This is a genomic window from Streptomyces sp. PSU-S4-23, from assembly GCF_055632315.1.
In genome coordinates this window covers 7,319,471-7,341,492 of record NZ_JBVMUU010000002.1, presented here as the reverse complement: position 1 = coordinate 7,341,492, position 22,022 = coordinate 7,319,471, and the positions used below count along the sequence as shown (strand labels likewise).

Sequence of the window (22,022 nt, the reverse complement as noted above, 5' to 3'; positions counted from 1 at the left end):
GTCGCACATGAGTGAGCGTCAGAAGGACCGGCCGTGGCTGATGCGTACCTACGCCGGTCACTCCACGGCCGAGGCGTCCAACGAGCTGTACCGGCGCAACCTCGCCAAGGGCCAGACCGGCCTGTCGGTGGCGTTCGACCTGCCGACGCAGACCGGTTACGACCCCGACCACGTCCTCGCCCGCGGCGAGGTCGGCCGGGTCGGGGTCCCGGTCACACACCTCGGTGACATGCGCCGGCTGTTCCAGGACATACCCCTGGAGCAGATGAACACGTCGATGACCATCAACGCCACCGCCATGTGGCTGCTGGCGCTCTACCAGGTCGTCGCCGAGGAGCAGGGCGCCGACATCACCAGGCTCCAGGGGACGACCCAGAACGACATCGTCAAGGAGTACCTGTCCCGCGGCACGCACGTGTTCCCGCCCGGGCCCTCGCTCCGGCTGACGACCGACATGATCGCTTACACGGTCTCCCACATGCCCAAGTGGAACCCGATCAACATCTGCAGCTACCACCTGCAGGAGGCGGGCGCCACGCCGGTGCAGGAGATCGCGTACGCGATGTCGACGGCGATCGCCGTCCTCGACGCGGTGCGCGACAGCGGGCAGGTGCCGCAGGAGCGCATGGGCGACGTCGTCGGCCGCATCTCCTTCTTCGTGAACGCGGGCGTCCGCTTCGTCGAGGAAATGTGCAAGATGCGGGCCTTCGGCCGGATCTGGGACCGGATCACACGTGAGCGCTACGGCATCGAGGACCCCAAGCACCGCCGCTTCCGCTACGGCGTCCAGGTCAACTCCCTGGGCCTGACGGAGGCCCAGCCGGAGAACAACGTCCAGCGGATCGTGCTCGAGATGCTGGCCGTGACCCTGTCGAAGGACGCGCGCGCACGGGCCGTGCAGCTCCCGGCCTGGAACGAGGCGCTAGGTCTTCCCCGGCCCTGGGACCAGCAGTGGTCGCTGCGCATCCAGCAGGTGCTCGCGCACGAGAGCGACCTGCTGGAGTACGACGACATCTTCGAAGGCTCCAAGGTCGTCGAGGCCAAGGTGAACGAGCTCGTCGAGGAGTCGTTCGCCGAGATCGAGCGCATCCAGGAGATGGGCGGCGCCATGGCCGCCGTCGAGTCCGGCTACCTCAAGTCGCAGCTCGTCGCCTCGCACGCGGAGCGCCGGGCCCGCATCGAGTCCGGCCAGGAGAAGATCGTCGGCGTCAACATCTTCGAGACGACCGAGCCCAACCCGCTCACGGCCGACCTGGACACCGCGATCCAGACCGTCGACCCGGCGGTCGAGGCCCGCGTCGTCACCGCGCTCCGGGAATGGCGCGACACCCGCTACCAGCCGCCCTTCAACCACCCGCGCCCGTGCAAGGCGCTGGAGCGGCTGAAGGAGGCGGCCAAGGGCACCGACAACCTCATGGAGGCCACCCTGGAGTGCGCCCGCGCCGGGGTCACCACCGGCGAGTGGGCCGGGGCCCTCAGGGAGGTGTTCGGCGAGTTCCGCGCGCCGACCGGGGTCTCCTCCGCGCCGGTCGCCGTGGCCGCCGAGGAGGGCACGGCCCTCGCCGCGGTGCGCCGCAAGGTGGACGCCACCGCCCGGGAGCTCGGCGTCGGCAAGCTCCGCTTCCTGGTGGGCAAGCCCGGCCTCGACGGTCACTCCAACGGCGCCGAGCAGATCGCCGTGCGCGCCCGTGACGCCGGGTTCGAGGTGGTCTACCAGGGCATCCGGCTGACACCGGAGCAGATCGTGGACGCGGCCCTCGCCGAGGACGTGCACGCGGTCGGCCTCTCGATCCTCTCCGGCTCCCACTCCCAGCTGGTGCCGGACGTGCTGGAGCGGCTGCGCGCGGCCGGTGCGGCCGACATCCCGGTGATCGCCGGCGGGATCATCCCCAGCGGCGACGCCGAGCAGCTCAGGGCCGCGGGAGTGGCCGCGGTCTTCACCCCGAAGGACTTCGACATCACCGGGATCATCGGCCGTATCGTCGACGAGATCCGCAACGCGAACAAGCTCGACCCCCTGGAGGTCCCCGCATGACTACGCCCGTCAACCGCCTGCGTCCGCGGCGCTCCTGCCTCGCGGTCCCCGGGAGCAACCCCCGCTTCCTGGAGAAGGCGCAGGGCCTCCCCGCCGACCAGGTCTTCCTCGACCTGGAGGACGCGTGCGCCCCGCTGGCCAAGCCGGAGGCGCGCCACACCATCGTGAAGTTCCTCAACGAGGGCGACTGGACCGGCAAGACCAGGGTCGTACGCGTCAACGACTGGACGACCGAGTGGACGTACCGTGACGTCGTGACGGTCGTCGAGGGCGCGGGTCCGAACCTCGACTGCATCATGCTGCCGAAGGTGCAGAACGCCCAGCAGGTGGTCGCCCTCGACCTGCTGCTGACGCAGATCGAGAAGACGATGGGCTTCGAGGTCGGCCGCATCGGCATCGAGGCGCAGATCGAGAACGCCCAGGGCCTCAACAACGTCAACGAGATCGCGCAGGCGTCCCCGCGCATCGAGACGATCATCTTCGGCCCGGCCGACTTCATGGCGTCGATCAACATGAAGTCGCTGGTCGTGGGCGAGCAGCCGCCCGGCTACCCGGCGGACGCCTACCACTACATCCTGATGAAGATCCTCATGGCCGCCCGCGCCAACAACCTCCAGGCGATCGACGGCCCCTACCTGCAGATCCGCAACGTGGACGGCTTCCGGGAGGTCGCGGCGCGTGCCGCCGCGCTCGGCTTCGACGGCAAGTGGGTGCTGCACCCGGGCCAGGTGGACGCCGCCAACGAGGTGTTCTCGCCCTCCCAGGAGGACTACGACCACGCCGAGCTGATCCTGGACGCGTACGAGTACTGCACGTCCGAGGCGGGCGGCAGGAAGGGCTCGGCGATGCTCGGCGACGAGATGATCGACGAGGCGAGCCGCAAGATGGCGCTGGTCATCGCGGGCAAGGGCCGCGCCGCCGGCATGCAGCGCACCAGCACGTTCGAGATCCCGGAGGCGTAGGGCCATGCAGTTCGGACGCACCTACGAGGAGTTCGAGGTCGGGGCGACGTACAAGCACTGGCCGGGCAAGACGGTCACGGAGTACGACGACCACCTGTTCTGTCTCCTCACCATGAACCACCACCCGCTCCACATGGACACGAACTATGCGGAGAAGACGACGGACTTCGGCAAGAACGTCGTCGTCGGCAACTACATCTACTCGCTGCTGCTCGGCATGTCCGTGCCGGACATCTCCGGCAAGGCGATCGCCAACCTGGAGATCGAGTCGCTCAAGCACGTGGCGCCGACCTTCCACGGCGACACGATCTACGGCGAGACGACCGTGCTCGACAAGTGGCCGTCGAAGTCGAAGAACGACCGCGGCATCGTCTATGTCGAGACCAAGGGCTACAAGCAGGACGGCACGCTGGTGTGCGTGTTCCGCCGCAAGGTGATGGTCCCCACCGAGACGTACATCAAGGAGCGCGGCGGCGAGCAGCCCGGCCGCCCGGAGCTGAAGCAGCAGGAGAAGTAGCCATGGCACGACTCGCCCAGACCGCCGGTCTGACGGACGTCCAGCAGGAGATCGTCTCCACGGTCCGGGACTTCGTGGACAAGGAGATCATCCCGGTCGCGACCGAACTGGAGCACCGCGACGAGTACCCGCAGCAGATCGTCGACGGCCTCAAGGAGCTGGGCCTGTTCGGCCTGATGATTCCCGAGGAGTACGGCGGCCTGGGCGAGTCGCTCCTCACCTACGCGCTGTGCGTGGAGGAGATCGCCCGCGGCTGGATGTCGGTCTCCGGCATCATCAACACGCACTTCATCGTGGCGTACATGCTCAAGCAGCACGGCACGCAGGAGCAGAAGGACCACTTCCTGCCGAAGATGGCGCTGGGCGAGATCCGCGGCGCCTTCTCGATGTCGGAGCCCGGGCTGGGCTCCGATGTGTCGGCCATCACGTCGAAGGCGGTCAAGGACGGCGACGAGTACGTCCTCAACGGCCAGAAGATGTGGCTGACGAACGGCGGCACGTCCTCGCTCGTCGCCGTTCTCGTCCGAAGTGACGAAGGACACCCCGAGGGCACGGCGCCCCACAAGTCGATGACCACCTTCCTGGTGGAGAAGGAGCCCGGCTTCGGCGAGGTCCGCCCCGGCCTCACGATCCCCGGGAAGATCGACAAGATGGGCTACAAGGGTGTCGACACCACCGAGCTCATCATGGACGGCCTGCGCGTTCCGGCCGACCGGGTGCTCGGCGGGGTCACCGGCCGCGGCTTCTACCAGATGATGGACGGCGTCGAGGTCGGCCGGGTGAACGTCGCTGCGCGTGGCTGCGGCGTCGCTCAGCGCGCCTTCGAGCTGGGCGTCTCCTACGCCCAGCAGCGGCACACCTTCGGCAAGCCGATCGCCCAGCACCAGGCCATCCAGTTCAAGCTGGCCGAGATGGCTACCAAGGTCGAGGCCGCTCATGCCATGATGGTGAATGCAGCGCGCAAAAAGGACTCGGGTGAACGAAACGACCTCGAAGCAGGGATGGCGAAGTACCTCGCCTCCGAGTACTGCAAGGAGGTCGTGGAGGATGCCTTCCGGATCCACGGCGGCTACGGCTTCTCGAAGGAGTACGAGATCGAGCGCCTCTACCGCGAGGCCCCGATGCTGCTCATCGGCGAAGGAACCGCCGAAATCCAGAAAATGATCATCGGTCGCCGGCTGCTCGAAGAGTATCGACTGCAGGGGTAAGTGCCCGTGTTCGGGGTGTTTTCTTCACGAAGAAGATCACACCCCGTCAACACTCTTCGGCCGCCGACTCGGCTTCCTGGCTTGCCGAGTTGCGGCCCATGACCGGTACGATCGCCGGAAAGCCGCCGTCCCCCGTCGAAGCGCGGCATCATCCGCTACGAAGGTCATCCATGCCCCACAGCCAAACCTCTGCACCACGCGACAGCCGAGTCGGCGTACGCCTCGCGCGCGGAGCATCGCCGTGGCTTCTCCCGACCGTTGCCACCGCAGCCCTCAGCCTGGCCCGGGCGCGCCGCTCCGGCGCCGCCAAGGCCGTGGCCGTGCCCGCCACCGCACTGGCGGCGGGCATGCTGTGGTTCTTCCGCGACCCCGAGCGCGAGATCACCCGGGGCCGGGTCATCTCGCCCGCCGACGGTGTGGTGCAGAGCATCATGCCGTGGAAGGACGGGCGCACCCGCGTCGCGATCTTCATGAGCCCGCTCAACGTGCACGTCAACCGTGCCCCGCTCGCCGGCACGGTGACGTCGGTCGAGCACATCCCGGGCGGCTTCGTTCCCGCGTTCAACAAGGAGAGCGAGAACAACGAGCGCGTCGTCTGGCACTTCGACACCGAACTCGGTGACATCGAGATGATCCAGATCGCCGGCGCCGTCGCCCGCCGTATCGTGCCCTACCTTCCCCAGGGCACCAAGGTCGAGCAGGGCGACCGCATCGGCCTGATCCGCTTCGGCTCGCGCGTCGACCTGTACCTGCCCGAGGGCGTGGACGTCGCGGTGGAGGTCGGCCAGAAGACCGTGGCTGGGGTGACTCGTCTTGACCGTGATTGATCCCGATACCCACTCCGACTGGGTGCCGGAGGCCGACGACGTGGACGAGGAGGAGATGCCTCTCTCGCTCCGCCTCTCGATAGCGGACACCCTCACCCTCGGCAACGCCACATGCGGCTTCATGGCGGTGTACTTCACCACCACCGGAATTCTGATCCCGCACCTGACGGGCAACGACGAGTCGACCGGCATGGCCCGGCACAGCGCGGCCACGGCCGTCATCCTCATGCTGTGCGCGGCCGTCTTCGACCTGTTCGACGGCCTGGTGGCCCGCAAGCTGCGCTCCTCCCCGATGGGCGCGGAGCTGGACAACCTCTCCGACCTGATCAGCTTCGGCCTGGCGCCCGCGTACTTCGTGCTGGTCTACGGCATGGTCGCGGACGACGCGCACCAGAGAGTGGCCGCGCTCGGAGCGATCGTGGTGCTGCTCGCGGTGGTCCTGAGACTGGCCCGCTTCTCGTGCGTGACGATGAAGGACGGCATGTTCCAGGGCATGCCCTCGCCCTTCGGCGCGCTCACGGTGGTCTCGATCGTCCTGCTGGAGCTGCCGTTCTTCGCCACCCTGCTGGCGATCCTCGGCACAGCGTGGCTGATGGTGAGCCGCGTGGAGTACCCCAAGCCCCGGGGCCGCCTGGCGGTCGCGATGCTGGCCTGGATCGTCCTGTCCATGGGCCTCCTGGCGGCATGGGCGTTCGACGCCCCCAGCGGTCAGCTCCTCCTCCAGACGGGCTGTGCGCTGCAGCTGGTCATGGGCGCGGTGATCCCGCTGTTCGCCACGGCCCGCCGTGTCCACAACTTCCGGGACAACCGCCGCGAGGCACGGGCGACGCAGCTGCCGTAGGGCCGGTGACGGCGTCTGCGGCCGTACGGCGGCCATGGCCATGGACGGCCATACGACGGGAAGGGCCCCGAACCGTGACGGTTCGGGGCCCTTCGTCCGCCCCCACGGAGGGAAGGAACGGTCGCGTCAGACCAGGAAGTCCCGGGCGATCCGCTCCGCCACCCGCTCGAGGATCGGTCCGGCCTCCGCGATGCACGTCGCGACGTCGGGCTCCGTCTCCGTCAGCGGGTAGGCCCGGCGGATACCGGCCCGCCCCAGCGCCGCCGGCGGCAGGGCCAGGCGGCCGCAGACCGCGACCACCTCCTTGCCGGCCGCCCGCGCGGCGGCGGCGACGCCCGCCGGGGCCTTGCCGTGCAGTGTCTGCTCGTCCAGCGAGCCCTCGCCCGTGATCACCAGTGAGGCCCGCTCCAGCGCCGGCGCGAAGCCCAGCACGTCCAGCATGACCTCGATGCCGGGCCGGAACCGCGCGCCGAGGATCAGCGCCCCGTACCCGATGCCGCCCGCGGCGCCGGCGCCGGGCGACGCGGCGTACCGGGCCGCCCGGGGGCCGACCGCCTCCTCCAGCACCTTCGCGTAGTGGGCGAGCGCCGCGTCCAGCGTCGCCACGTCGTCCGGCGAGGCACCCTTCTGCGGCCCGTACACGGCCGGCGCGCCCGCCGGCCCGGTCAGCGGATTGTCGACGTCGCTCGCCAGCACCAGGTCGACCGAGGCCAGCCGCGGGTCGAGGCCCGACAGATCGGCGCGGGCGAGTTCCGGCAGCCCGCCCCCGCCCGGTGCCACCGGCTCTCCCCGGCCGTCGAGGAAGCGCGCCCCGAGCGCGGACAGCATCCCCGCGCCCCCGTCCGTCGTCGCGCTCCCCCCGACCCCGAACACGACCGTCCGCGCCCCGGCGTCCAGCGCCGCCCGCAGCAGTTCCCCGGCTCCGTACGTGGACGCGGTCAGCGGCGCGAAGACCCCGGCGGGCAGCCGCTGCAGCCCGCTCGCCTCCGCCATCTCCACGACCGCGGTGTCACCGCGCAGCGCGAACGCCGCCGTCACCTCCTGGCCGAGGGGACCCGCGACCCGTACCTCACGCCGCTCGAACCCGGCCGCGACCGCCGCGTCCACCGTCCCGTCCCCGCCGTCGGCCACGGGCAGCGCCTCGACTTCGAGGTCCGGCACCACTCGGCGCAGCCCCCTCGTCACCCGCGCGGCGACCTGCACGGCCGTCAGCGACCCCTTGAACTTGTCCGCGGCGATGAGTACCCGCCGCACCCGCCGCGCCGGCCGGGTGTCGTTCACTGCAGCGTCCGCCACCTGCATCCCCTTGCTCTCCACGCCTTGCGCACGTCAAGGCAGTCGCGCCGCTGTGACCCTAACCGGAGCCCGCACCGGTGTAGGGAACACCAGTCGCCGAACAACTGCAGCACGACGAACACACCGCGCTGCGCAGTGTCTGGAAGGCTGAACAATTCCCGTGGTGCGCCTGCCTGAACAATCCCTACGCCTCGACCGGGCGGGGTATTGCCGCTTCGGCAGCGCCGTCCTATCGGCCAGAGCTCAGGTCCTGGCCGAGGGATCACCTTCAAGGGGCAGAATGCCAACCGCGCGTCGTCAGGGACACGGTGAGTCGCTCCCGTCACTCCGCAAGAAGAGAGTCCCGGCGTCCGGGGTCTACTTTCGGCCCCAGCCATCAATCGCGCGATCATGATGCACCTCACAAGGGGCGCCATGGAGGCTACTGTACGTGATCAAGCAGCGTGAACGCCCGCATTCGCAAGGCCGTGAGGGCTCGCGACCGTTTTCCGTCATAGGGTGCCGCGTTGAAGTGCGTCTGCATGGCACTGATGAGCCCGGACCCGACCGGCATGGGCCAGCGCCGCTGAACGATGCGCTGGAAGGCGCCGCTGAACGCCTTCCAGATCGCCTTCGACGGCCGCTTGACCCCCACTGACCAGCGATAACTCGACAACCAAGATCAGCCGTCAACTTGACACCCCCCGGACCGGTCGACCGCGTCACCGAGATGATCTCCGGCTACGAAAATCTTGCCAGCGCCACGTTCACTTGTACGCCGACAAGTGGCCAGCCGCGTGACCGCCATGCCCCGGACCCGCTCGGGGCTGGAAAGCCTCCTGCGGCTCCAGCTCCGCAGACGGCGAGGTCATCGACGCCGCGGTGCATCGCCAAGCGACAGGTATTCACCGCAGCTCACAACGACGCGGTGCGAGCGGGTCGGGGGTTGGCGGACATGGAGATCGGTTGCACCCGAGCCGCCTCATCCGGCGCGACGAGCACGTCGGCTCACGACGTTGCCGCCACGGCCCCGGTGATCAGACGCGGCCCGCATGCGAGAGGTCCTGGCGGAGGTGCGCGGCGGTGTGGGAGCCGGTGGTCTTCAGAAGATCGGCCGGAGTTCCTTCGAACAGGATTCGTCCGCCGCCGCTGCCCCCTTCGGGGCCGAGGTCGATGATCCAGTCGGCGCTCCTGACGACGTCGAGGTTGTGCTCGATGACGATGACGGTGTTGCCCTGGTCGACGAGGCGCTCGATGATGCCGAGGAGGCGGTGGACATCCGACATGTGCAGACCCGTGGTGGGTTCGTCCATGACGTAGACGCTTCCGACGCGGTGCAGGTCGGCCGCGAGCTTGAGGCGCTGGCACTCGCCGCCGGACAGGGTGCTGAGCGGCTGGCCGAGGCGAAGGTAGTCCAGCCCCACCTCGTTCAGGGCGTGCAGGACGGGGCGGAGCTTGGGCTCCGTGAAAAAGTCCGCCGCTTCGGCCGTCGTCATCTCCAGGACGTCGCTGATGGACCTGCCCCGCAGGCGGTGGCCGAGGACGTCCTCGGAGAAGCGGCGGCCTCGGCAGACCTCGCACACCGACTTCAGCGTGTCCATGAACGCCAGGTCGGTGTAGAGGACGCCGAGCCCCTGGCAGTTGGGGCATGCGCCCTTGGAGTTGGCGCTGAACAGGGAGGCGCTCACCTTGTTGGCGTTGGCGAACAGTTTGCGGATCGGGTCCATCAGGCCCGTGTAGGTGGCGGTGTTGGAGCGTCGGCTGGTGGTCACCGCCGACTGGTCGATGACGATCGCGTCGGGGTACCGGCTGAGGAACTCGTCGTTGACCAGCGTGCTCTTGCCCGATCCGGCCACGCCGGTGACGACCGTCAGGACGCCGGTGGGGAAGCCGACCGTCACGTTCTTGAGGTTGTGGCTCGTCGCGTCGGTGACGGTGAGTGTCCCGGTGGCGCGCCGGGGTTCGGTCTTGAGAGGCAGTCGGTGCTGGAGGTGGCGCCCGGTGAGGGTGTCGGCACGGGTGAGTGCGTCGAAGCTGCCCTCGAAGACCACTTCGCCGCCGAGCGTCCCGGCTTTCGGGCCCATGTCGACCACATGGTCCGCGATGGCCATGACGTCGGGGTCGTGCTCGACCACGAGCACCGTGTTGCCCTTGTCCCGCAACGCGATGAGGAGTTCCTTGAGCCGGCGCACGTCCCGGGGGTGCAGGCCGACGCTCGGCTCGTCGAACACGTACAGCATCTCGGTGAGACTGCTGGACAGATGCCGGACCATCTTGATCCGCTGGGACTCGCCGCCCGAGAGCGTGCGGGTCTCCCGGTCCAGGCTCAGGTAGCCGAGTCCGATGTCGACCAGGCGGTGCAGACGGATGGTCAGGTCGTCCAGGACCGGTTTCACCCGCGGCAGCTCCAGCTCCCCCAGGACGTGTGCGAGGTGCTGGGTCTCCATCGCGGTGAGGTCCGCGATGTGGTGGCCGCCGATCCGGGTGGCCAGCGCGGCGGGCGCGAGGCGGGTGCCGTCGCAGTCGGGGCAGGAGGCCGTGCGGGCGAACCGCTGGAACACCCGGCGACCACGCTCGGACATGTCCTGCTTCTTGACGTAGAGCCGGGTGAACTTGTCGACGAGGCCCTCGTAACGGACGTTGAGGGTGTTGCCCTGCCAGAGGAGGCGGAGCTTGTCCGGCAGTTCGCCGTGCAGCAGCCGCTGCCATTCCCGCTCGGTGAAGTCGGCCAGCGGCTTGTCGCTGTCGAACAGGCCGGACTCCACATAGCTCAGCCAGTACCAGCTGTCGGTGGAGAAGTCCGGGTGCAGCAGCGCGCCCTGGTTCAGGGACCTGGTGCGGTCGAGGAACGCGTCGAGGTCGAGGCGGACGGTCGTGCCGAGGCCCTCGCAGGTGGGGCACATGCCCTGGGGGTCGTTGAAGGAGAACGCGCTCGGTGGCAGGCCCGCGGGATCGCCGGCCCGGGAGAACAGCAGACGCAGCAGCGGGTTGATGTCGGTGACCGTGCCGACGGTGGAGCGCGGGTTGCCGCCCAGGCGTTTCTGGTCGATGACGACGGTCGCTGAGATGTTCTCGACGGCGTCCATGTCCGGCCGCCCGTGGTCGGGCAGGAAGGTCCGGACGAAGGCGCTGAAGGTCTCGTTGAGCTGCCGCTGGGCCTCGGCCGCGAGGGTGTCGAACACCAGGGACGACTTGCCCGAGCCGGAGACACCGGTGAAGACTGTCAGTTGCTGTCTCGGGATCCGAAGCGAGACGTTCTTGAGGTTGTTCTCCCTGGCACCGGTCACCTTGACGGCGTCGGTCCTCATGTGTGCTCCTTGCTGGTGCAAGTGGGCTCCCCCTCCGGGGGATGTAAGGGGGAGCCCAGTCTCGGGTGGGCCTGCGGGCGGTGCCGTCAGGCGTTCTCCTTGCGGAAGGTCCGCGTGCCCCACAGCAGGGCGAGGACGACCATGACCAGCAGCACGAGGGAGCCGGTCAGCAGCCCGGTGGCGCTCATGTCCCCCCGGAACGCCGCGCGTTCGGCGTCGACCACGTGGGTCAGGGGGTTGATCCGGGCCAGGTTGTACAGCCAGCCGGGCGCCAGTTGCTCGGAGACCGGCAGCAGCACCCCGGACAGCAGAAGGAGCGGCAGGAGCACGGCGTTCATCAGCGCGGGGAACGCGGCCTCGCTCTTGAGAACCATCGCCAGTGCGTACGATCCCGAGGACAGCGTGATGGCCAGGACCGCGGCGATAGCCAGGCTGAGCAGCAGCCCGGTCAGTGAGGCGTCGAGGTCGAAGACGAGCAGCGTCACCAGCACGATCAGTACGGACTGCGCGGTGGCCTGCACGGCCTGGGCCAGGACCTTGCCGAACAGCAGGGCGGCCCTGCTCGCGGGCGTGCCGCGGAAGCGGTCGACGACGCCGACCCGGTACTCGGTGAGCAGTCCCACCCCGGCGAAGGAGCCGCTGAACAGTGCCGTCTGGACGATGAGGGCCGGGGTGAGGATCTCCCAGGCGCCGCCGGGCGGGAAACCGGGGGTGTGGTCGACCACGGACACCATGAGGGGCCCAAAGAGGAACAGGTACAGGAGCGGCTGCATGATCCCGATGAGCAGCCAGGTCGGGCTGCGCAGCGCGAGCTTCATGTCCCGCACGAAGATCAGTTGGGTGTCACGCAGCATGGGCGGCCTCCTTGGCCTGGGGCGCGGGGTCGCCGTCCCGCAGGGAGCGTCCGGTCAGGCTGAGGAACACGTCGTCGAGGGTGGGTCGGTTGACCTTGACCGAGGCCATGGTGATCCCCCGGCCGTCGAGGGTGCGCAGCAGTTCCGGCAGGGCGGCGTCGCCGCGGGGCACCCGGAAGCGCACCGTGTCGCCGTCGACGCTCACCTCGGTGGCGCCGGTCAGCCGCCCGGCGATGTCGGCCGCCTCCGCGACCTGGTCGGTCACCTCGATGGTGATCGCGTCGCCGGCGACCCGGTCCTTGAGTGCGTCGGGGGTTCCCTCGGCGACGATCGTGCCGTGGTCGGTGACGAGGATCCGGTCGCACAGCGCGTCCGCCTCGTCGAGGTAGTGCGTGGTGAGGAAGACGGTCGTGCCCTGCTCGGAGCGCAGGCGGCGGGCGTGGTCCCAGAGGTTGGCCCGGCTCTGCGGATCGAGCCCGGTGGTGGGCTCGTCGAGGAAGACGAGCGTCGGTTCGTGGACCAGTCCGAGAGCGATGTCGAGTCGGCGGCGCTGACCGCCGGAGAGCGTCTTGACGGGGCGCTGGTCCAGGCCGGCGAGGTCGAGCCGCTCGGCGAGCAGGGCCCCGCGCCGTCTGGCCTCGGACCGGGACAGGCCGTAGAGCCGGGCCTGGAGTTCGATCTCCTCGGCGACCCTGGACTCGGGCCAGGTGGCGCCGCCCTGGTGGACGCAGCCGATCCTGCGCCGGACGCCCTGGGGGTCCGTCAGCAGGTCGCAGCCGGCCACGGTTCCGGTTCCGCTGGTGGGGCGCAGCAGGGTCGTGAGCATCCGTAAGGTCGTGGTCTTGCCCGCTCCGTTGGGGCCGAGGAACCCGACCACCTCCCCGGGCGCCACGTCGAAGTCGATTCCTTTGACCGCTTCGACACTTTGGCCGCGCACGGTGAACCGGCGGGCGAGTCCTCGTACTGCGATCATGAAATCCTTCTCTCGGCCCGGCAGTCGTCCGGCCGACTCGCGGCGCCCGGCCGGGATGCCGGCTCCGGCGCGCGGCTCGTCAGGACTGGCCATCGGCCGCCGCCTGGTACTCGGCGAGGCGCTCCTGCGCCTCGGCCATGTCGTCGGCGGTCGGGGCGTCGTCCTGGGTGAGCTTGACGCGCCAGTAGCCGCTGAAGTCAATCGCGCGCTTGTCGAGCCCTCGGTCGTTGACCAGGTGGCGCCGCAGGGTCCGGACGACGCCTGCCTCGCCGGCCAGCCAGGCGAAGGGGCGCCCGGGCGGGAACTCGGCGCCGCGGACGGCGTCGATCAGGGCTTCGCTGCGGCCGGCCTGGGTTCCGTCGCGGTGCAGCCAGTGCAGCGTGACGTCGCCCGCTGTCCGGAAGGTCTGCTGCTCGGCGCGTTCGGCGACCTCGATGTAGACCTGGGCGCGGGTCCGCTCGGGCAGGGCCTCCAGCAGGGTGCCGATGGCGGGCAGTGCCGTCTCGTCGCCGGCGAGCAGCAGCCAGTCGGCGGAGGTGATCGAGTCCGTCAGGGAGACCGGTCCGGCGTAGAGCGCGGAGGGGCCGACCATGCCGAGCCAATCGCCTGGGCGGGCGGAGCCGGCCCAGGCACTGGCCGGGCCGCTGTCGCCGTGCAGGACGAAGTCGACCTCGACAGTGTTCGTCCCGGGCACGCGCCGGCGGAGGGTGAAGCTGCGCATCCAGGGCCGCTCGCCCTCCGGAATGGCCAGAAATGCCTGGTACCAGCCCGTCGCGTCGTCGCTCTGCTCCGGCAGGACGGGGCGCGCCTGGCCGGGCCGGGGGAAGCAGAGCTTGAGCTGCTGGTCCGGGGTCAGGCCGACGGAGTCGTCGAGGTGGTCGGCCTCGAACGTCACGCGGGCCATCCGCGGTGTGATGCGTGTGATGTCGGTGACCTGGATGAACGTGACGGGGAGCTCTGCCATCGAAAACCTTCCACGAACGTACGGGCATACTGGGGCGGGCGGACGCCCAGCTGATATCCTTACAGCGTAAAGAGATGTGCCGGTGAGGTTACTTTATGCAGTAAGGAGTTGCAAGGTGGTTGTTTTCGCCGGACAGGGCGATGCCCGCCGATCCATGTCCCTGCTCTGGCGATCGGCTGAATCGGGTGGGCCTGCTCCCAAGCCCGGTCCCAAACCCGGACTCGACGTGGACACGATCGTGGCCGCGGGTGTCGCGGTGGCGGACGAACAGGGAATGGCGGCCCTGTCCATGCGGGCGGTCGGGACCCGGTTCGGGCGGACCGCCATGGCGCTCTACACGTACGTGCCGAGCAAGAGCGAACTGGTCGACCTCATGCACGACCGGGTGCTGGCCGAACTGCCCACGGAGTACGACACGAGCGCGGGATGGCGCCCTGCGATCACCGCCTGGGCCGACGACGCCTGGGCGTTCTATCTGCGCCACCCCTGGGTGCTCCAGGTCTCGCAGGCCCGTCCCGTACTCGGGCCGAACGAGTACGCGCGACTGGAGACGGTGGTGCGGATCCTGGGCGGAATCGGCCTGGAACCCCTGCACGTCAGACGGGTCATCGCGGTGTTGTTCCAGTTCGTGCGGGCTATGGCCCTGGTCGCAACGGAACACCGGCAGGCGGCGCCGGAGACCGGGGTGCCCGATGAGGAGTGGTGGGCGCAGCGGTCCGCGCTGATGGCGGAGTTCGCGCCGGACTTCACCGAACGCTTCCCCGCCCTCGCGGCCCTGGAGTCGACCGCGAGTCTCGCCGCCATGACCGAGGCGGAGGCGGGTGGCGCCGCGTCACACATGGAGCAGGAGGCGAGGAAGACGTTCCGGGTGGGCCTGGACCTGATCCTCGACGGCGTCGAGGCGGCGGTGCGGACGAACTCCGACGGCACGCTCCACGCCTCGGCCGGCACCCCCTGACGGGGCCGTGCGCGCCCGGGCGGGCCCGCACGATTCGGCACGTGCCGCACTCCCGAAGCGATCGGTATCAAAGCCGATTGCACCCCAATCGGCCATCTCCGGCCGGAAACATTCATTGACGGTATCTCGGAAGGTGACTACCGTTTTTCGAGTTTGCGTCCTTGATGGTTCGAGGGCGCGATGAATGGCGTGAGATGCATCACGCCCCGTTTTCAGGAGAAAGCCGGTGCAGCACATCGCCAGGTACGACCGGAGTGACCGTCAATTACCAGTCGGCTGCCGAGCGACCGAGGCGGCCCGCCCTCGCCGACCAGGCAAGCAGGAACGAATCTTCGCCACCCGGGTCGGCCTCAAGATACCGACCAGCCTCACGTACGACCGATGGGAGAAGGCCGGGCAGCACATCTTCCAGATCGCCGACTCCTCCGCCTGGTGCCTGGGCGACTGGCTCGTCTACGGCCAGGACTGCTACGCCGACCGCTACCAGACCGGAGTGCAGGCCGCGGGACTCGACTACCAGACGCTACGCAACTACGCGTGGGTGGCACGCCACTTCGAGCTCTGGCGTCGGCGCGAGACGCTGAGCTTCGGCCACCACGCCGAGGTCGCCGCCCTACCGCCGGCGGAGGCCGATACCTGGCTCGACCAGGCGGAGCAGCACGGCTGGTCACGGAACCAGCTCCGACTGCGGCTGCGGGAGCGCCGCAGAGGAAACCGACCGGCCAGTCCCGCACGGGCCAGCCAGCTCCGGATCAGCGCCCCCCGTGACCATGTCCAGCGCTGGCGGGAGGCCGCATCGAGGGGAGACCGGGACTTCGAGGAGTGGGTCCTGCTGACGCTCGACCGTGCCACCGCGCACGAGCTCGGTCATTGACGCCCCCGGCCACCGGAGACCGCCCCCAATGGAGATCCACATCGACCACCGCACCTGTATCGGGTCCGGGCAGTGCACCCTGACGGCACCCACCGTGTTCACCCAGGACGACGACGGGTACGCCGCGCTCGTACCCGACGGGGCGCAGACTGCGACCCCGCGGCAGGTCACCCAGGCCGCGCTGTCCTGCCCCGTCCAGGCCATCGCCGTGGGGAACGACCCACCTGACGCCTGACGGCACAACTCCCGCCCCCCAGGGCTGAGGGCTCCACGGTGCAGACCGTGGAGCCCTCAGTGCTGCGGTCGGATCATGCTCCGAGCCGCAGGCGCAACGCGTTCAGCCGCCAACTGCCGGGCAGCCGGGCACGGTCGTGCTCCGGATCGCCGTCAGCGAGCGCGAGGCCCGGGTAGCGGGCCAGCAGCCGGGCGAGCGCCACCTCGCCCTCCTGCCGGGCCAGCGTCGCACCCAGGCAGTAGTGGATGCCGTGGCCGAAGCCCACGTGGTTCTCGGCCTGCCCGTCCGGCTGACGTGTCAGGTGCAGCCGGTCCGGGTCGGTGTAGTGCCGTGGGTCGAAGTTGGCGGAGACCAGCACCGGTTGGACCGCGTCACCGCGGGCGATGCGCGTGCCGGCTATCTCCAGGTCCTCGACGGCGTAGCGCAGTCGGGCCACCTGCACCGAGCCGCACCAGCGCATCAGCTCGTGCAGCGCTCTCGGGAGCAGCGCCGGGTCCTCCCTGAGCCGTGCCAGCTGGTCGGGATGGGTGAGCAGGGCCGCGGTGCCGTTGCCGATCAGATGCGTGCTCGTCTCATGGCCGGCCAGCACCAGGGTGAGCACCATGGTGACCATCTCCGTGTCGCTGAGCCGTCCGCCGTCGTCGTCCTGCGCCCGGATCAGCTCGCTCAGCAGATCGTCCCTGAGCGCGGCGCGACGCTGTTCGATCAGTTGATGGCAGTAGTCGATCATCACGGGAAAGGAGTGCTGCAGGCGTACGGGCCGCATCGACACGAGGTCCCCGCCCCACTCCCGCCACCGCTCGAGGTCGACCGCGGGGATCCCGACGAGCCGGCAGATCACCGTGATCGACAGGGGGTAGGCGTAGTGCTCCAGCAGGTCCACCGTTCCGTCCTGCGCCCGGTGGGGCAGTTCGGCGAGCAGCCGGTCGGCGATCTGTTCGATGGCGGGACGCAGATCGAGGATACGGCGGGCCGTGAACGCCCGGGTCACCAGGCGGCGCAGCCGCGGATGGTCCGGCGGGTCGCTGTCCAGGATGGATCCGAGCAGGTAGATCCGTAAGTGCTCGGGGACCTTGAGCAGTTCCATCATCCCCTCACGCGGATCCGCGCCCTGTGCGCCGGGCACGTGGGAAGGGGTGTTGACGAACCGTGGGTCGCGCAGCACGGCGCGGACGTCGTCGTAGCGGGTCACGAACCACACCGGAGTGCCGTCCACGAACCGGCCGCGGACGACCGGGCCCCGCTCGCGCAGCCGGCCGTAACCGCCGAAGGGGTCCGCGAGCAGGTCGGGGTCCATCATGTGCGGGCCGGCGGGGCACGCCGCTACCCCGCCGGCCTGCGGGGCGTCCTGGAAAGTGGAAGACATGGTCGGCTCCGGTACTCGCTCGAGCGTCACTTGACCGCGCTGATCACGCCGTGCGGCGTCCACCGGCCGCCGGGCAGCCGCTCGGGCTTCACGAACCCGGCCGCGGCGAACCACTCCTCGTACTGGCCCCACCGGTAGATCGTGCTGCTGGCAGCCGGCAGCGTCGCGAAGTACACGTTGTCCAGGGCCGCGTACAGCGGGCCGTCCCCGCTGTCGTCGGACATGGCGTTGAACACCAGCGCCCGCCCGCCGTCCGGCAGCGCCGCGTGCGCCTTGCGCAACAGCCGTATGTTCTCCTGCGGCGACCAGATCACGAGCTGGTTGGCGAAGAGCACGCAGTCGTGGCCTGTCGGGTAGGTGTCGGCGAAGATGTCCGCGGCTCGCACGGAGATCCGGTCGGACAGGCCGTGCTCGGCGATCTTCTTGCGGGCGATCTCCACCGTGCCGGGCAGGTCCAGGACGGTGAACTCCACTCCGGGGTTGGCCTGCGCGAGGGCGATGGCGTTGACGCCGTCGCCGCCGCCCACGTCGAGCACGCGCCGTACTCCGGTGAGGTCGGCCTTCTCGACCAGCACGGGGTTGGACAGCCGGGACCAGGACCGCATGCAGCGGTAGAACAACTGCTCCAGCTCGGGGTCCGCGGACAGCCGGTGGTAGAGGTCCTCCCCCGTGCCCTTGATCCGTCGCAGGCCGACGTTGGTGTTCTCGCGCAGCGACGCGATGAAGTCCACCTCGGCGGGCCGGACGATCCGCTCCTCGTACTCGACGAGATCCTCGATGATCTCCCAGGTGCCCTCCGCGAAGAGACCGTTCAGCACGTCGGCGTTCTCGTAGCCGTCACCCTGACGCGCTGTCAGTCCGAGGGCGGTGGTGCCGAGCAGCAGGATCTGCACCGGCCGCTCCTCCAGGTCGAGTTCCCGGCCGATCTCCGGCGGGGTCAGGCCCGGTCGCCGGTGCAACAGGGTGAACAGGCCCAGGTCGCTGCCCGCGCGGAGCATCTGGAAGGCCGAGGAGCCGAACAGGATCTGTACCAGTCCGTCGGTGGTGAGCGGGGATGCGTGAGCCATGGGCACTCCGAATCGGCTGAGGTGGAGAGGGTGGTGAGCGGGGAGGCGGAGGTCAGGTCACCCGGGCGAGGCCGGCGGGCCGGGAGGCGTAGGCGCCCTCGGCCACGACGCCGCGAATACGGGCCAACGCGTCCCAGACGTCGGCGAACCGGGTGACCAGGGGGGACAGACCGATACGCAGCCGGTCCGGGACCCGGTAGTCGCAGACGACCTTCGCGTCCGCGGCCAGCGCCTGGCAGATCCGCCAGGCGTCGGGGTGGTACAGGGACAGATGCGAACCGCGCCGCTCCGGCGGGCGGGGTGAGGCGGGCCGGAAGTCCAGCGGAGTGAGCCAGGCATCCGCCAGATCGTCGGCCAGCCGGCCCAGCCGCAGCCCCTTGGCCCGGATCCGTGCCAGGCCGGCCTCCTCGACCAGGGTGAGGGCGGGATCGATCGCCGCCAGCGACACCAGCGGCGGGGTGCTCACCAGGAACCGCTCGATGCCCGGCACCGGGTCGTAGTCGGGCCCCATCTCGAACTGCCCGCGCTGCCCGTACCAGCCCCACACCGGCTGCCGCAGCCGGGACTGCAGGTCGCGCCGCACATAGAGGAAGGCGGGTGAACCCGGGCCGCCGTTGAGGTACTTGTAGGTGCAGCCGACGGCGAGTTCCGCACCGGTGCCGGCCAGGTCGACGGGGACGGCTCCGGCGGCGTGCGACACGTCCCACACCACCCGCGCGCCGACCGCGTGGGCAAGGTCGTTCACCTGCGCCATGTCCAGCAGCGCGCCGCTTCGGTAGGACACCAGGGACAGCACCACCAGCGCGACGTCACCGTTCAGTGCCGAGCGCAGCGCGTCGAGATCGAGGCCGCCGTCGAGTTCGGACGGCAGCCGCACCAGCCGCAGCCCGCGCTGTTCGGCCAGGCCCTGGACGATGTACCGGTTGGTGGGGAAGTCCTCGGCGTCCATCAGGACGGTGCCGCGCCCCGGTGCCGCGTCCAGGGCGGCTGCGGCCAGCTTGTAGAGGTTGACCGACGTGGAGTCGGAGATCACCACCTCGCCGGGTGCGGCGCCGAGTACGTGCTCGGCGAGGCGGTCGCCGAGCCGGGCGCCCCAGTCGATCCAGCCCTGCCACGACCGCACCAGTCCCCCGCCCCAGCCCTCCTCGACCACCTCCCGCAGCACCTCCGCCGTGGCCGCGGGCAGCGGGCCCAGCGAGTTGCCGTCCAGGTAGATCAGCTCCGGATCGGCGATGACGAACCGCTCGCGGAATGCGGCGAGCGGATCGGCCGCGTCCAGTTCCTCGGCCACCGTGCGCGGGATCCCGCTCACCATCGGCCCTCCTTCTGTCTCGTGTCGTCCGTGTCCGCGTGTCCCCGCCGTCCGCGGGGAGGCCATGGGCGCCGGTCAGAGCGTGGAGCGCACCGACCACAGTTCCGGGAAGAAGCGGTGCTCACTGATCCGGGCGAGCCAGGCCACGCCCTCTGTGCCACCGGTCCCGGGCTTGGCGCCCAGCATCCGCTGCACGGTCACCAGGTGGGTGTAGCGCCAGCGCGCGAACTGGTCGGCGGTGTCCATCAGCGCCTCGGCGAGCAGATGCAGGTCGCGATGGCGGACGGGGTCCCGGTAGACCGACCGCCAGGCCTCCTCGACCTCCGCGCCGCCGCGGTACGGCCGGGTGACGTCCCGGTCCGTGGAGTCGTCCGACGTGAGCAGCCCGCGGCGCGCCAGCAGCGCGAGCGCGGCGTCGTACAGGCTCGGCTCGTGCAGCTGGCCGACCACCGCGTCGTAGCCCGCCGTGTTCCGGTGCGGCGCGGCCATCGCGGGGTTCTTGTGGCCGAGCAGGAACTCCAGGCGCCGGTAGCCGGCCGACTGGAAGCCGGAGGCCGACCCCAGGACGTCCCGGAACTCGGCAAACTCCACCGGGGACAGCACGGAGAACGTCTCCCACGAGACCAGCAGCACCTGCTGCACCCGCGCGGCGCGGCGCAGCGTCCACAGCGCGTCGTCGAGCAGGTCGTCCGCCAACTGGTCGCGCGCTGTGCTGAATTCGGTGTGCAGCAGCTTGAACAGCAGCTCCTTGACCTGGCTCATGATGATGAACCCTGGCTCGGTACGGGCCGAGCTGAGCGGATGCTGCAACGCCAGCAGCTCGTCCATCCGCGCGTAGTGGGCGTACGGGGTGGTGTCCGACGGGGATCCGACGGACAGCGGGCACGCGGGGCTCTGGGTGGTCTGTTCGGTGGTCATACGGTCGTTCCTTCCAGTCCCATCTGCGCCAGGACCGCGTCGCCCAGCCCGGTGCCCGGCACGCCCAGGTCGTAGGGGAGGTCGAAGTGGTCGCGCCGATCGGCGACGACCTCCGTCACCGCTGCCCGGGGGCGCAGCGCCGTCACCATCCGGTCGTGCTGACGGACGTACTCCTCGGTCTCGTTCCCGCCGCGGGCGACCACCGTCTCGGGCAGCCGAGCCGGCAGTCGAAGGATCGGGCTGTTGCGGCGAGCCGCGGCATCGTCCAGCCGCAGCGCGTCGTTGACGTAGGACAGGCGCACCGGCTCCAGGTCGTACATGCCGCTGAGCAGCACCGCCCCGGCGATCCGGCCGGACACGTCCGGGTAGGCCGACGCATCGGGCAGCAGGGCCATGGCGGCCAGGTGCGCACCGGCCGAGGTGCCGCACAGATGGAGGCGGTCCGGGGCGAACCCGAGCCCGTCCGCGTGCCGCAGCAGCCAGTCCACGGCCCGGCGCACCATGCCCGCCATGGCGTCCAGGCCGACGTCCGGCGCCAGCCCGTACTCGATCACCGCGACCGCCGCGCCGGCGGCCAGCAACGGCGGCACCGGGAAGGCCGATTCGGCGCGGCCTAGTGCCTGCCAGTTCCCGCCGTGCACGAACACCAGCAGCGGCGCCCGCCCGGCTCCCGGTCCGGGGAAGTAGTCGAGCCTCTCCGCCGGGTGCGGGCCGTAGGCGAGAGAGGTCCGCACCGGGTGGGCCCGGCGGGCGGCCTCGCTCAGCCGCTCGTACTCGCACAGGTAGGCGTCCAGGCTCGCCACGCGGGAACTCGGCGAGTACTGCCGGTCCAGCGTGGTCTGGTCCATGCCCCGGTACACGGCAGCTCCGGCCGGCGGTGCGTCACGCATGCGCTCAGCTCCCCGGAGCGGCGGCACGGGCCCGCTCGTACACCTCGGTCAGCAGCGGGTCGATGCCGTGCGACCCGCTGCGGTAGCGGGCTCCGAAACGGCTCGCGTACTCCTCGAACCACTCCCGCCGGTCGGCCAGGAACAGCACGTCGTGGATCGCCATCGACCGCACCGCCATCATCGGCACCGGTGCGTGGCTCACCTCGAACGCCGGATTGCGCGCGGCCTTCTCCTCGCACTTCTCGTGGAACTGCGCGATCATCAACCCCCGCCGTACACTCTCCGGCTTCAGCGCGGTGTGCGCCGCGTCCAACAGGTGCAGGTGCTCGGCCGACAGGTCCGGCAGGACGAGCAGCAGCGAGCGCAGATTCGGGTTGCCGGACTTCCAGTCGACCTCGCTGAACTCGTCGAGGCCGCAGCGGATGATCTCGTCGATCAGGGTCTGGATCGGGGTGGGGCCGACCAGTCTGACGCGGATCTCCAGCGCCCCGGCACGCTGGGCGGGTTCGACGAACGGGCACACCGGGCCGGTGCGTCCGAGTTCGCCATGCGGTCGGCGGATGTACTCGCTCAGCCATTCGTCCACGGCGGCCAGGGCCTTTGCCACGTCGACGGAGAGCACGTCGGTCAGCATCAGT

General features: G+C 70.0%; 20 protein-coding genes and 1 pseudogene. 10 read left to right on the top strand and 11 right to left on the bottom strand.

The features are described from left to right. The first annotated feature begins 7 nt into the window (after positions 1-7). The 6 genes from ACZ79I_RS33220 (at position 8) to pssA (ending at position 6,390) form a co-directional block, all read left to right on the top strand. Entirely contained in the window at positions 8-2,035 is a 2,028-nt protein-coding gene (locus ACZ79I_RS33220; RefSeq protein WP_471502416.1) for a protein meaA, read from the top strand. Beyond that, complete coding sequence (locus ACZ79I_RS33215) at positions 2,032-2,997, top strand: HpcH/HpaI aldolase/citrate lyase family protein (RefSeq protein WP_471502414.1); 966 nt, start codon at positions 2,032-2,034, stop codon at positions 2,995-2,997. Before ACZ79I_RS33220 ends, ACZ79I_RS33215 begins: the two co-directional genes overlap by 4 nt. A 4-nt stretch (positions 2,998-3,001) precedes the next feature. Then, positions 3,002-3,514: a MaoC family dehydratase gene (locus tag ACZ79I_RS33210; protein WP_019757884.1), complete on the top strand. Its 513-nt coding sequence runs from the start codon at positions 3,002-3,004 to the stop codon at positions 3,512-3,514. A gap of 2 nt (positions 3,515-3,516) precedes the next feature. Then, on the top strand, positions 3,517-4,722 hold the full coding sequence (locus tag ACZ79I_RS33205; protein WP_471502412.1) for an acyl-CoA dehydrogenase family protein: 1,206 nt from the start codon (positions 3,517-3,519) through the stop codon (positions 4,720-4,722). A gap of 170 nt (positions 4,723-4,892) precedes the next feature. After that, entirely contained in the window at positions 4,893-5,549 is a 657-nt protein-coding gene (locus ACZ79I_RS33200; protein WP_471502410.1) for a phosphatidylserine decarboxylase, read from the top strand. A 22-nt stretch (positions 5,550-5,571) separates the two neighbouring features. Next, on the top strand, positions 5,572-6,390 hold the full coding sequence (gene pssA / locus ACZ79I_RS33195; protein WP_471505354.1) for a CDP-diacylglycerol--serine O-phosphatidyltransferase: 819 nt from the start codon (positions 5,572-5,574) through the stop codon (positions 6,388-6,390). Between the two features lie 126 nt (positions 6,391-6,516). Here the strand turns inward: pssA and ACZ79I_RS33190 are convergent, their stop codons facing one another. Further along, positions 6,517-7,692: a glycerate kinase gene (locus tag ACZ79I_RS33190; protein WP_471502408.1), complete on the bottom strand. Its 1,176-nt coding sequence runs from the start codon at positions 7,690-7,692 to the stop codon at positions 6,517-6,519. Positions 7,693-8,126: 434 nt separating this feature from the next. On the opposite strand from ACZ79I_RS33190, the pseudogene ACZ79I_RS33185 reads away from it, so the two are divergent. Beyond that, a pseudogene (locus tag ACZ79I_RS33185) lies at positions 8,127-8,333 on the top strand (IS256 family transposase); the annotation flags it as partial. 369 nt (positions 8,334-8,702) lie between these two features. Here ACZ79I_RS33185 and ACZ79I_RS33180 read toward each other — a convergent pair. From ACZ79I_RS33180 to ACZ79I_RS33165, 4 genes are all read right to left on the bottom strand, one after another. Next, a complete protein-coding gene (locus tag ACZ79I_RS33180; RefSeq protein WP_471502406.1) occupies positions 8,703-10,973 on the bottom strand; it encodes an ATP-binding cassette domain-containing protein in 2,271 nt (756 codons plus the stop codon). An 86-nt stretch (positions 10,974-11,059) separates the two neighbouring features. Beyond that, on the bottom strand, positions 11,060-11,827 hold the full coding sequence (locus ACZ79I_RS33175; protein WP_471502404.1) for an ABC transporter permease: 768 nt from the start codon (positions 11,825-11,827) through the stop codon (positions 11,060-11,062). Further along, a complete protein-coding gene (locus ACZ79I_RS33170; RefSeq protein WP_471502402.1) occupies positions 11,817-12,800 on the bottom strand; it encodes an ATP-binding cassette domain-containing protein in 984 nt (327 codons plus the stop codon). The genes ACZ79I_RS33175 and ACZ79I_RS33170 overlap by 11 nt, the downstream gene beginning before the upstream one ends. A 79-nt stretch (positions 12,801-12,879) precedes the next feature. Continuing rightward, positions 12,880-13,764 (bottom strand): siderophore-interacting protein, encoded by an 885-nt coding sequence (locus ACZ79I_RS33165; RefSeq protein WP_471502400.1) that lies wholly within the window; start codon positions 13,762-13,764, stop codon positions 12,880-12,882. A 115-nt stretch (positions 13,765-13,879) separates the two neighbouring features. Between ACZ79I_RS33165 and ACZ79I_RS33160 the strand changes: the two genes are divergently transcribed. The 3 genes from ACZ79I_RS33160 to ACZ79I_RS33150 all read left to right on the top strand — a co-directional run bounded on the left by ACZ79I_RS33160 (position 13,880) and on the right by ACZ79I_RS33150 (position 15,831). Continuing rightward, positions 13,880-14,722, top strand: a complete 843-nt coding sequence (locus ACZ79I_RS33160; protein WP_471502398.1) for a TetR/AcrR family transcriptional regulator C-terminal domain-containing protein — start codon at positions 13,880-13,882, stop codon at positions 14,720-14,722. Between the two features lie 226 nt (positions 14,723-14,948). Beyond that, positions 14,949-15,596: an LmbU family transcriptional regulator gene (locus ACZ79I_RS33155; RefSeq protein ID WP_471502396.1), complete on the top strand. Its 648-nt coding sequence runs from the start codon at positions 14,949-14,951 to the stop codon at positions 15,594-15,596. A gap of 28 nt (positions 15,597-15,624) precedes the next feature. Continuing rightward, complete coding sequence (locus tag ACZ79I_RS33150) at positions 15,625-15,831, top strand: ferredoxin (protein ID WP_399370310.1); 207 nt, start codon at positions 15,625-15,627, stop codon at positions 15,829-15,831. Positions 15,832-15,904: 73 nt separating this feature from the next. On the opposite strand, the gene ACZ79I_RS33145 is transcribed toward ACZ79I_RS33150, so the two are convergent. The 6 genes from ACZ79I_RS33145 to ACZ79I_RS33120 form a co-directional block, all read right to left on the bottom strand. Then, entirely contained in the window at positions 15,905-17,197 is a 1,293-nt protein-coding gene (locus ACZ79I_RS33145) for a cytochrome P450 family protein (protein WP_471502394.1), read from the bottom strand. Between the two features lie 26 nt (positions 17,198-17,223). After that, entirely contained in the window at positions 17,224-18,264 is a 1,041-nt protein-coding gene (acmL, locus tag ACZ79I_RS33140; RefSeq protein ID WP_471502392.1) for a 3-hydroxy-D-kynurenine methyltransferase AcmL, read from the bottom strand. Between the two features lie 52 nt (positions 18,265-18,316). Beyond that, complete coding sequence (locus tag ACZ79I_RS33135; RefSeq protein ID WP_471502391.1) at positions 18,317-19,579, bottom strand: kynureninase; 1,263 nt, start codon at positions 19,577-19,579, stop codon at positions 18,317-18,319. Positions 19,580-19,651: 72 nt separating this feature from the next. Beyond that, positions 19,652-20,494, bottom strand: coding sequence for a tryptophan 2,3-dioxygenase (locus tag ACZ79I_RS33130; protein ID WP_471502390.1), 843 nt, complete (start codon positions 20,492-20,494; stop codon positions 19,652-19,654). Next, the gene (locus ACZ79I_RS33125; protein ID WP_471502389.1) at positions 20,491-21,384 is read right to left on the bottom strand and encodes an alpha/beta hydrolase; all 894 of its coding nucleotides are present in this window, start codon (positions 21,382-21,384) and stop codon (positions 20,491-20,493) included. Before ACZ79I_RS33125 ends, ACZ79I_RS33130 begins: the two co-directional genes overlap by 4 nt. Positions 21,385-21,388: 4 nt before the next feature. After that, positions 21,389-22,018 carry a DUF6875 domain-containing protein gene (locus ACZ79I_RS33120; RefSeq protein WP_471502387.1) on the bottom strand — a complete coding sequence of 210 codons (630 nt, stop codon included), beginning with the start codon at positions 22,016-22,018 and terminating at the stop codon, positions 21,389-21,391. Positions 22,019-22,022: the final 4 nt, after the last annotated feature.

Bases quoted from the DNA above. Each gene is read 5' to 3' on its own strand.
- ACZ79I_RS33220 (WP_471502416.1), top strand. From the start codon at position 8: ATGAGTGAGCGTCAGAAGGACCGGCCGTGGCTGATGCGTACCTACGCC.
- ACZ79I_RS33215 (WP_471502414.1), top strand. From the start codon at position 2,032: ATGACTACGCCCGTCAACCGCCTGCGTCCGCGGCGCTCCTGCCTCGCG.
- ACZ79I_RS33210 (WP_019757884.1), top strand. From the start codon at position 3,002: ATGCAGTTCGGACGCACCTACGAGGAGTTCGAGGTCGGGGCGACGTAC.
- ACZ79I_RS33205 (WP_471502412.1), top strand. From the start codon at position 3,517: ATGGCACGACTCGCCCAGACCGCCGGTCTGACGGACGTCCAGCAGGAG.
- ACZ79I_RS33200 (WP_471502410.1), top strand. From the start codon at position 4,893: ATGCCCCACAGCCAAACCTCTGCACCACGCGACAGCCGAGTCGGCGTA.
- ACZ79I_RS33190 (WP_471502408.1), bottom strand. From the start codon at position 7,692: ATGCAGGTGGCGGACGCTGCAGTGAACGACACCCGGCCGGCGCGGCGG.
- ACZ79I_RS33180 (WP_471502406.1), bottom strand. From the start codon at position 10,973: ATGAGGACCGACGCCGTCAAGGTGACCGGTGCCAGGGAGAACAACCTC.
- ACZ79I_RS33175 (WP_471502404.1), bottom strand. From the start codon at position 11,827: ATGCTGCGTGACACCCAACTGATCTTCGTGCGGGACATGAAGCTCGCG.
- ACZ79I_RS33170 (WP_471502402.1), bottom strand. From the start codon at position 12,800: ATGATCGCAGTACGAGGACTCGCCCGCCGGTTCACCGTGCGCGGCCAA.
- ACZ79I_RS33165 (WP_471502400.1), bottom strand. From the start codon at position 13,764: ATGGCAGAGCTCCCCGTCACGTTCATCCAGGTCACCGACATCACACGC.
- ACZ79I_RS33150 (WP_399370310.1), top strand. From the start codon at position 15,625: ATGGAGATCCACATCGACCACCGCACCTGTATCGGGTCCGGGCAGTGC.
- ACZ79I_RS33145 (WP_471502394.1), bottom strand. From the start codon at position 17,197: ATGTCTTCCACTTTCCAGGACGCCCCGCAGGCCGGCGGGGTAGCGGCG.
- acmL (WP_471502392.1), bottom strand. From the start codon at position 18,264: ATGGCTCACGCATCCCCGCTCACCACCGACGGACTGGTACAGATCCTG.
- ACZ79I_RS33135 (WP_471502391.1), bottom strand. From the start codon at position 19,579: ATGGTGAGCGGGATCCCGCGCACGGTGGCCGAGGAACTGGACGCGGCC.
- ACZ79I_RS33130 (WP_471502390.1), bottom strand. From the start codon at position 20,494: ATGACCACCGAACAGACCACCCAGAGCCCCGCGTGCCCGCTGTCCGTC.
- ACZ79I_RS33125 (WP_471502389.1), bottom strand. From the start codon at position 21,384: ATGCGTGACGCACCGCCGGCCGGAGCTGCCGTGTACCGGGGCATGGAC.
- ACZ79I_RS33120 (WP_471502387.1), bottom strand. From the start codon at position 22,018: ATGCTGACCGACGTGCTCTCCGTCGACGTGGCAAAGGCCCTGGCCGCC.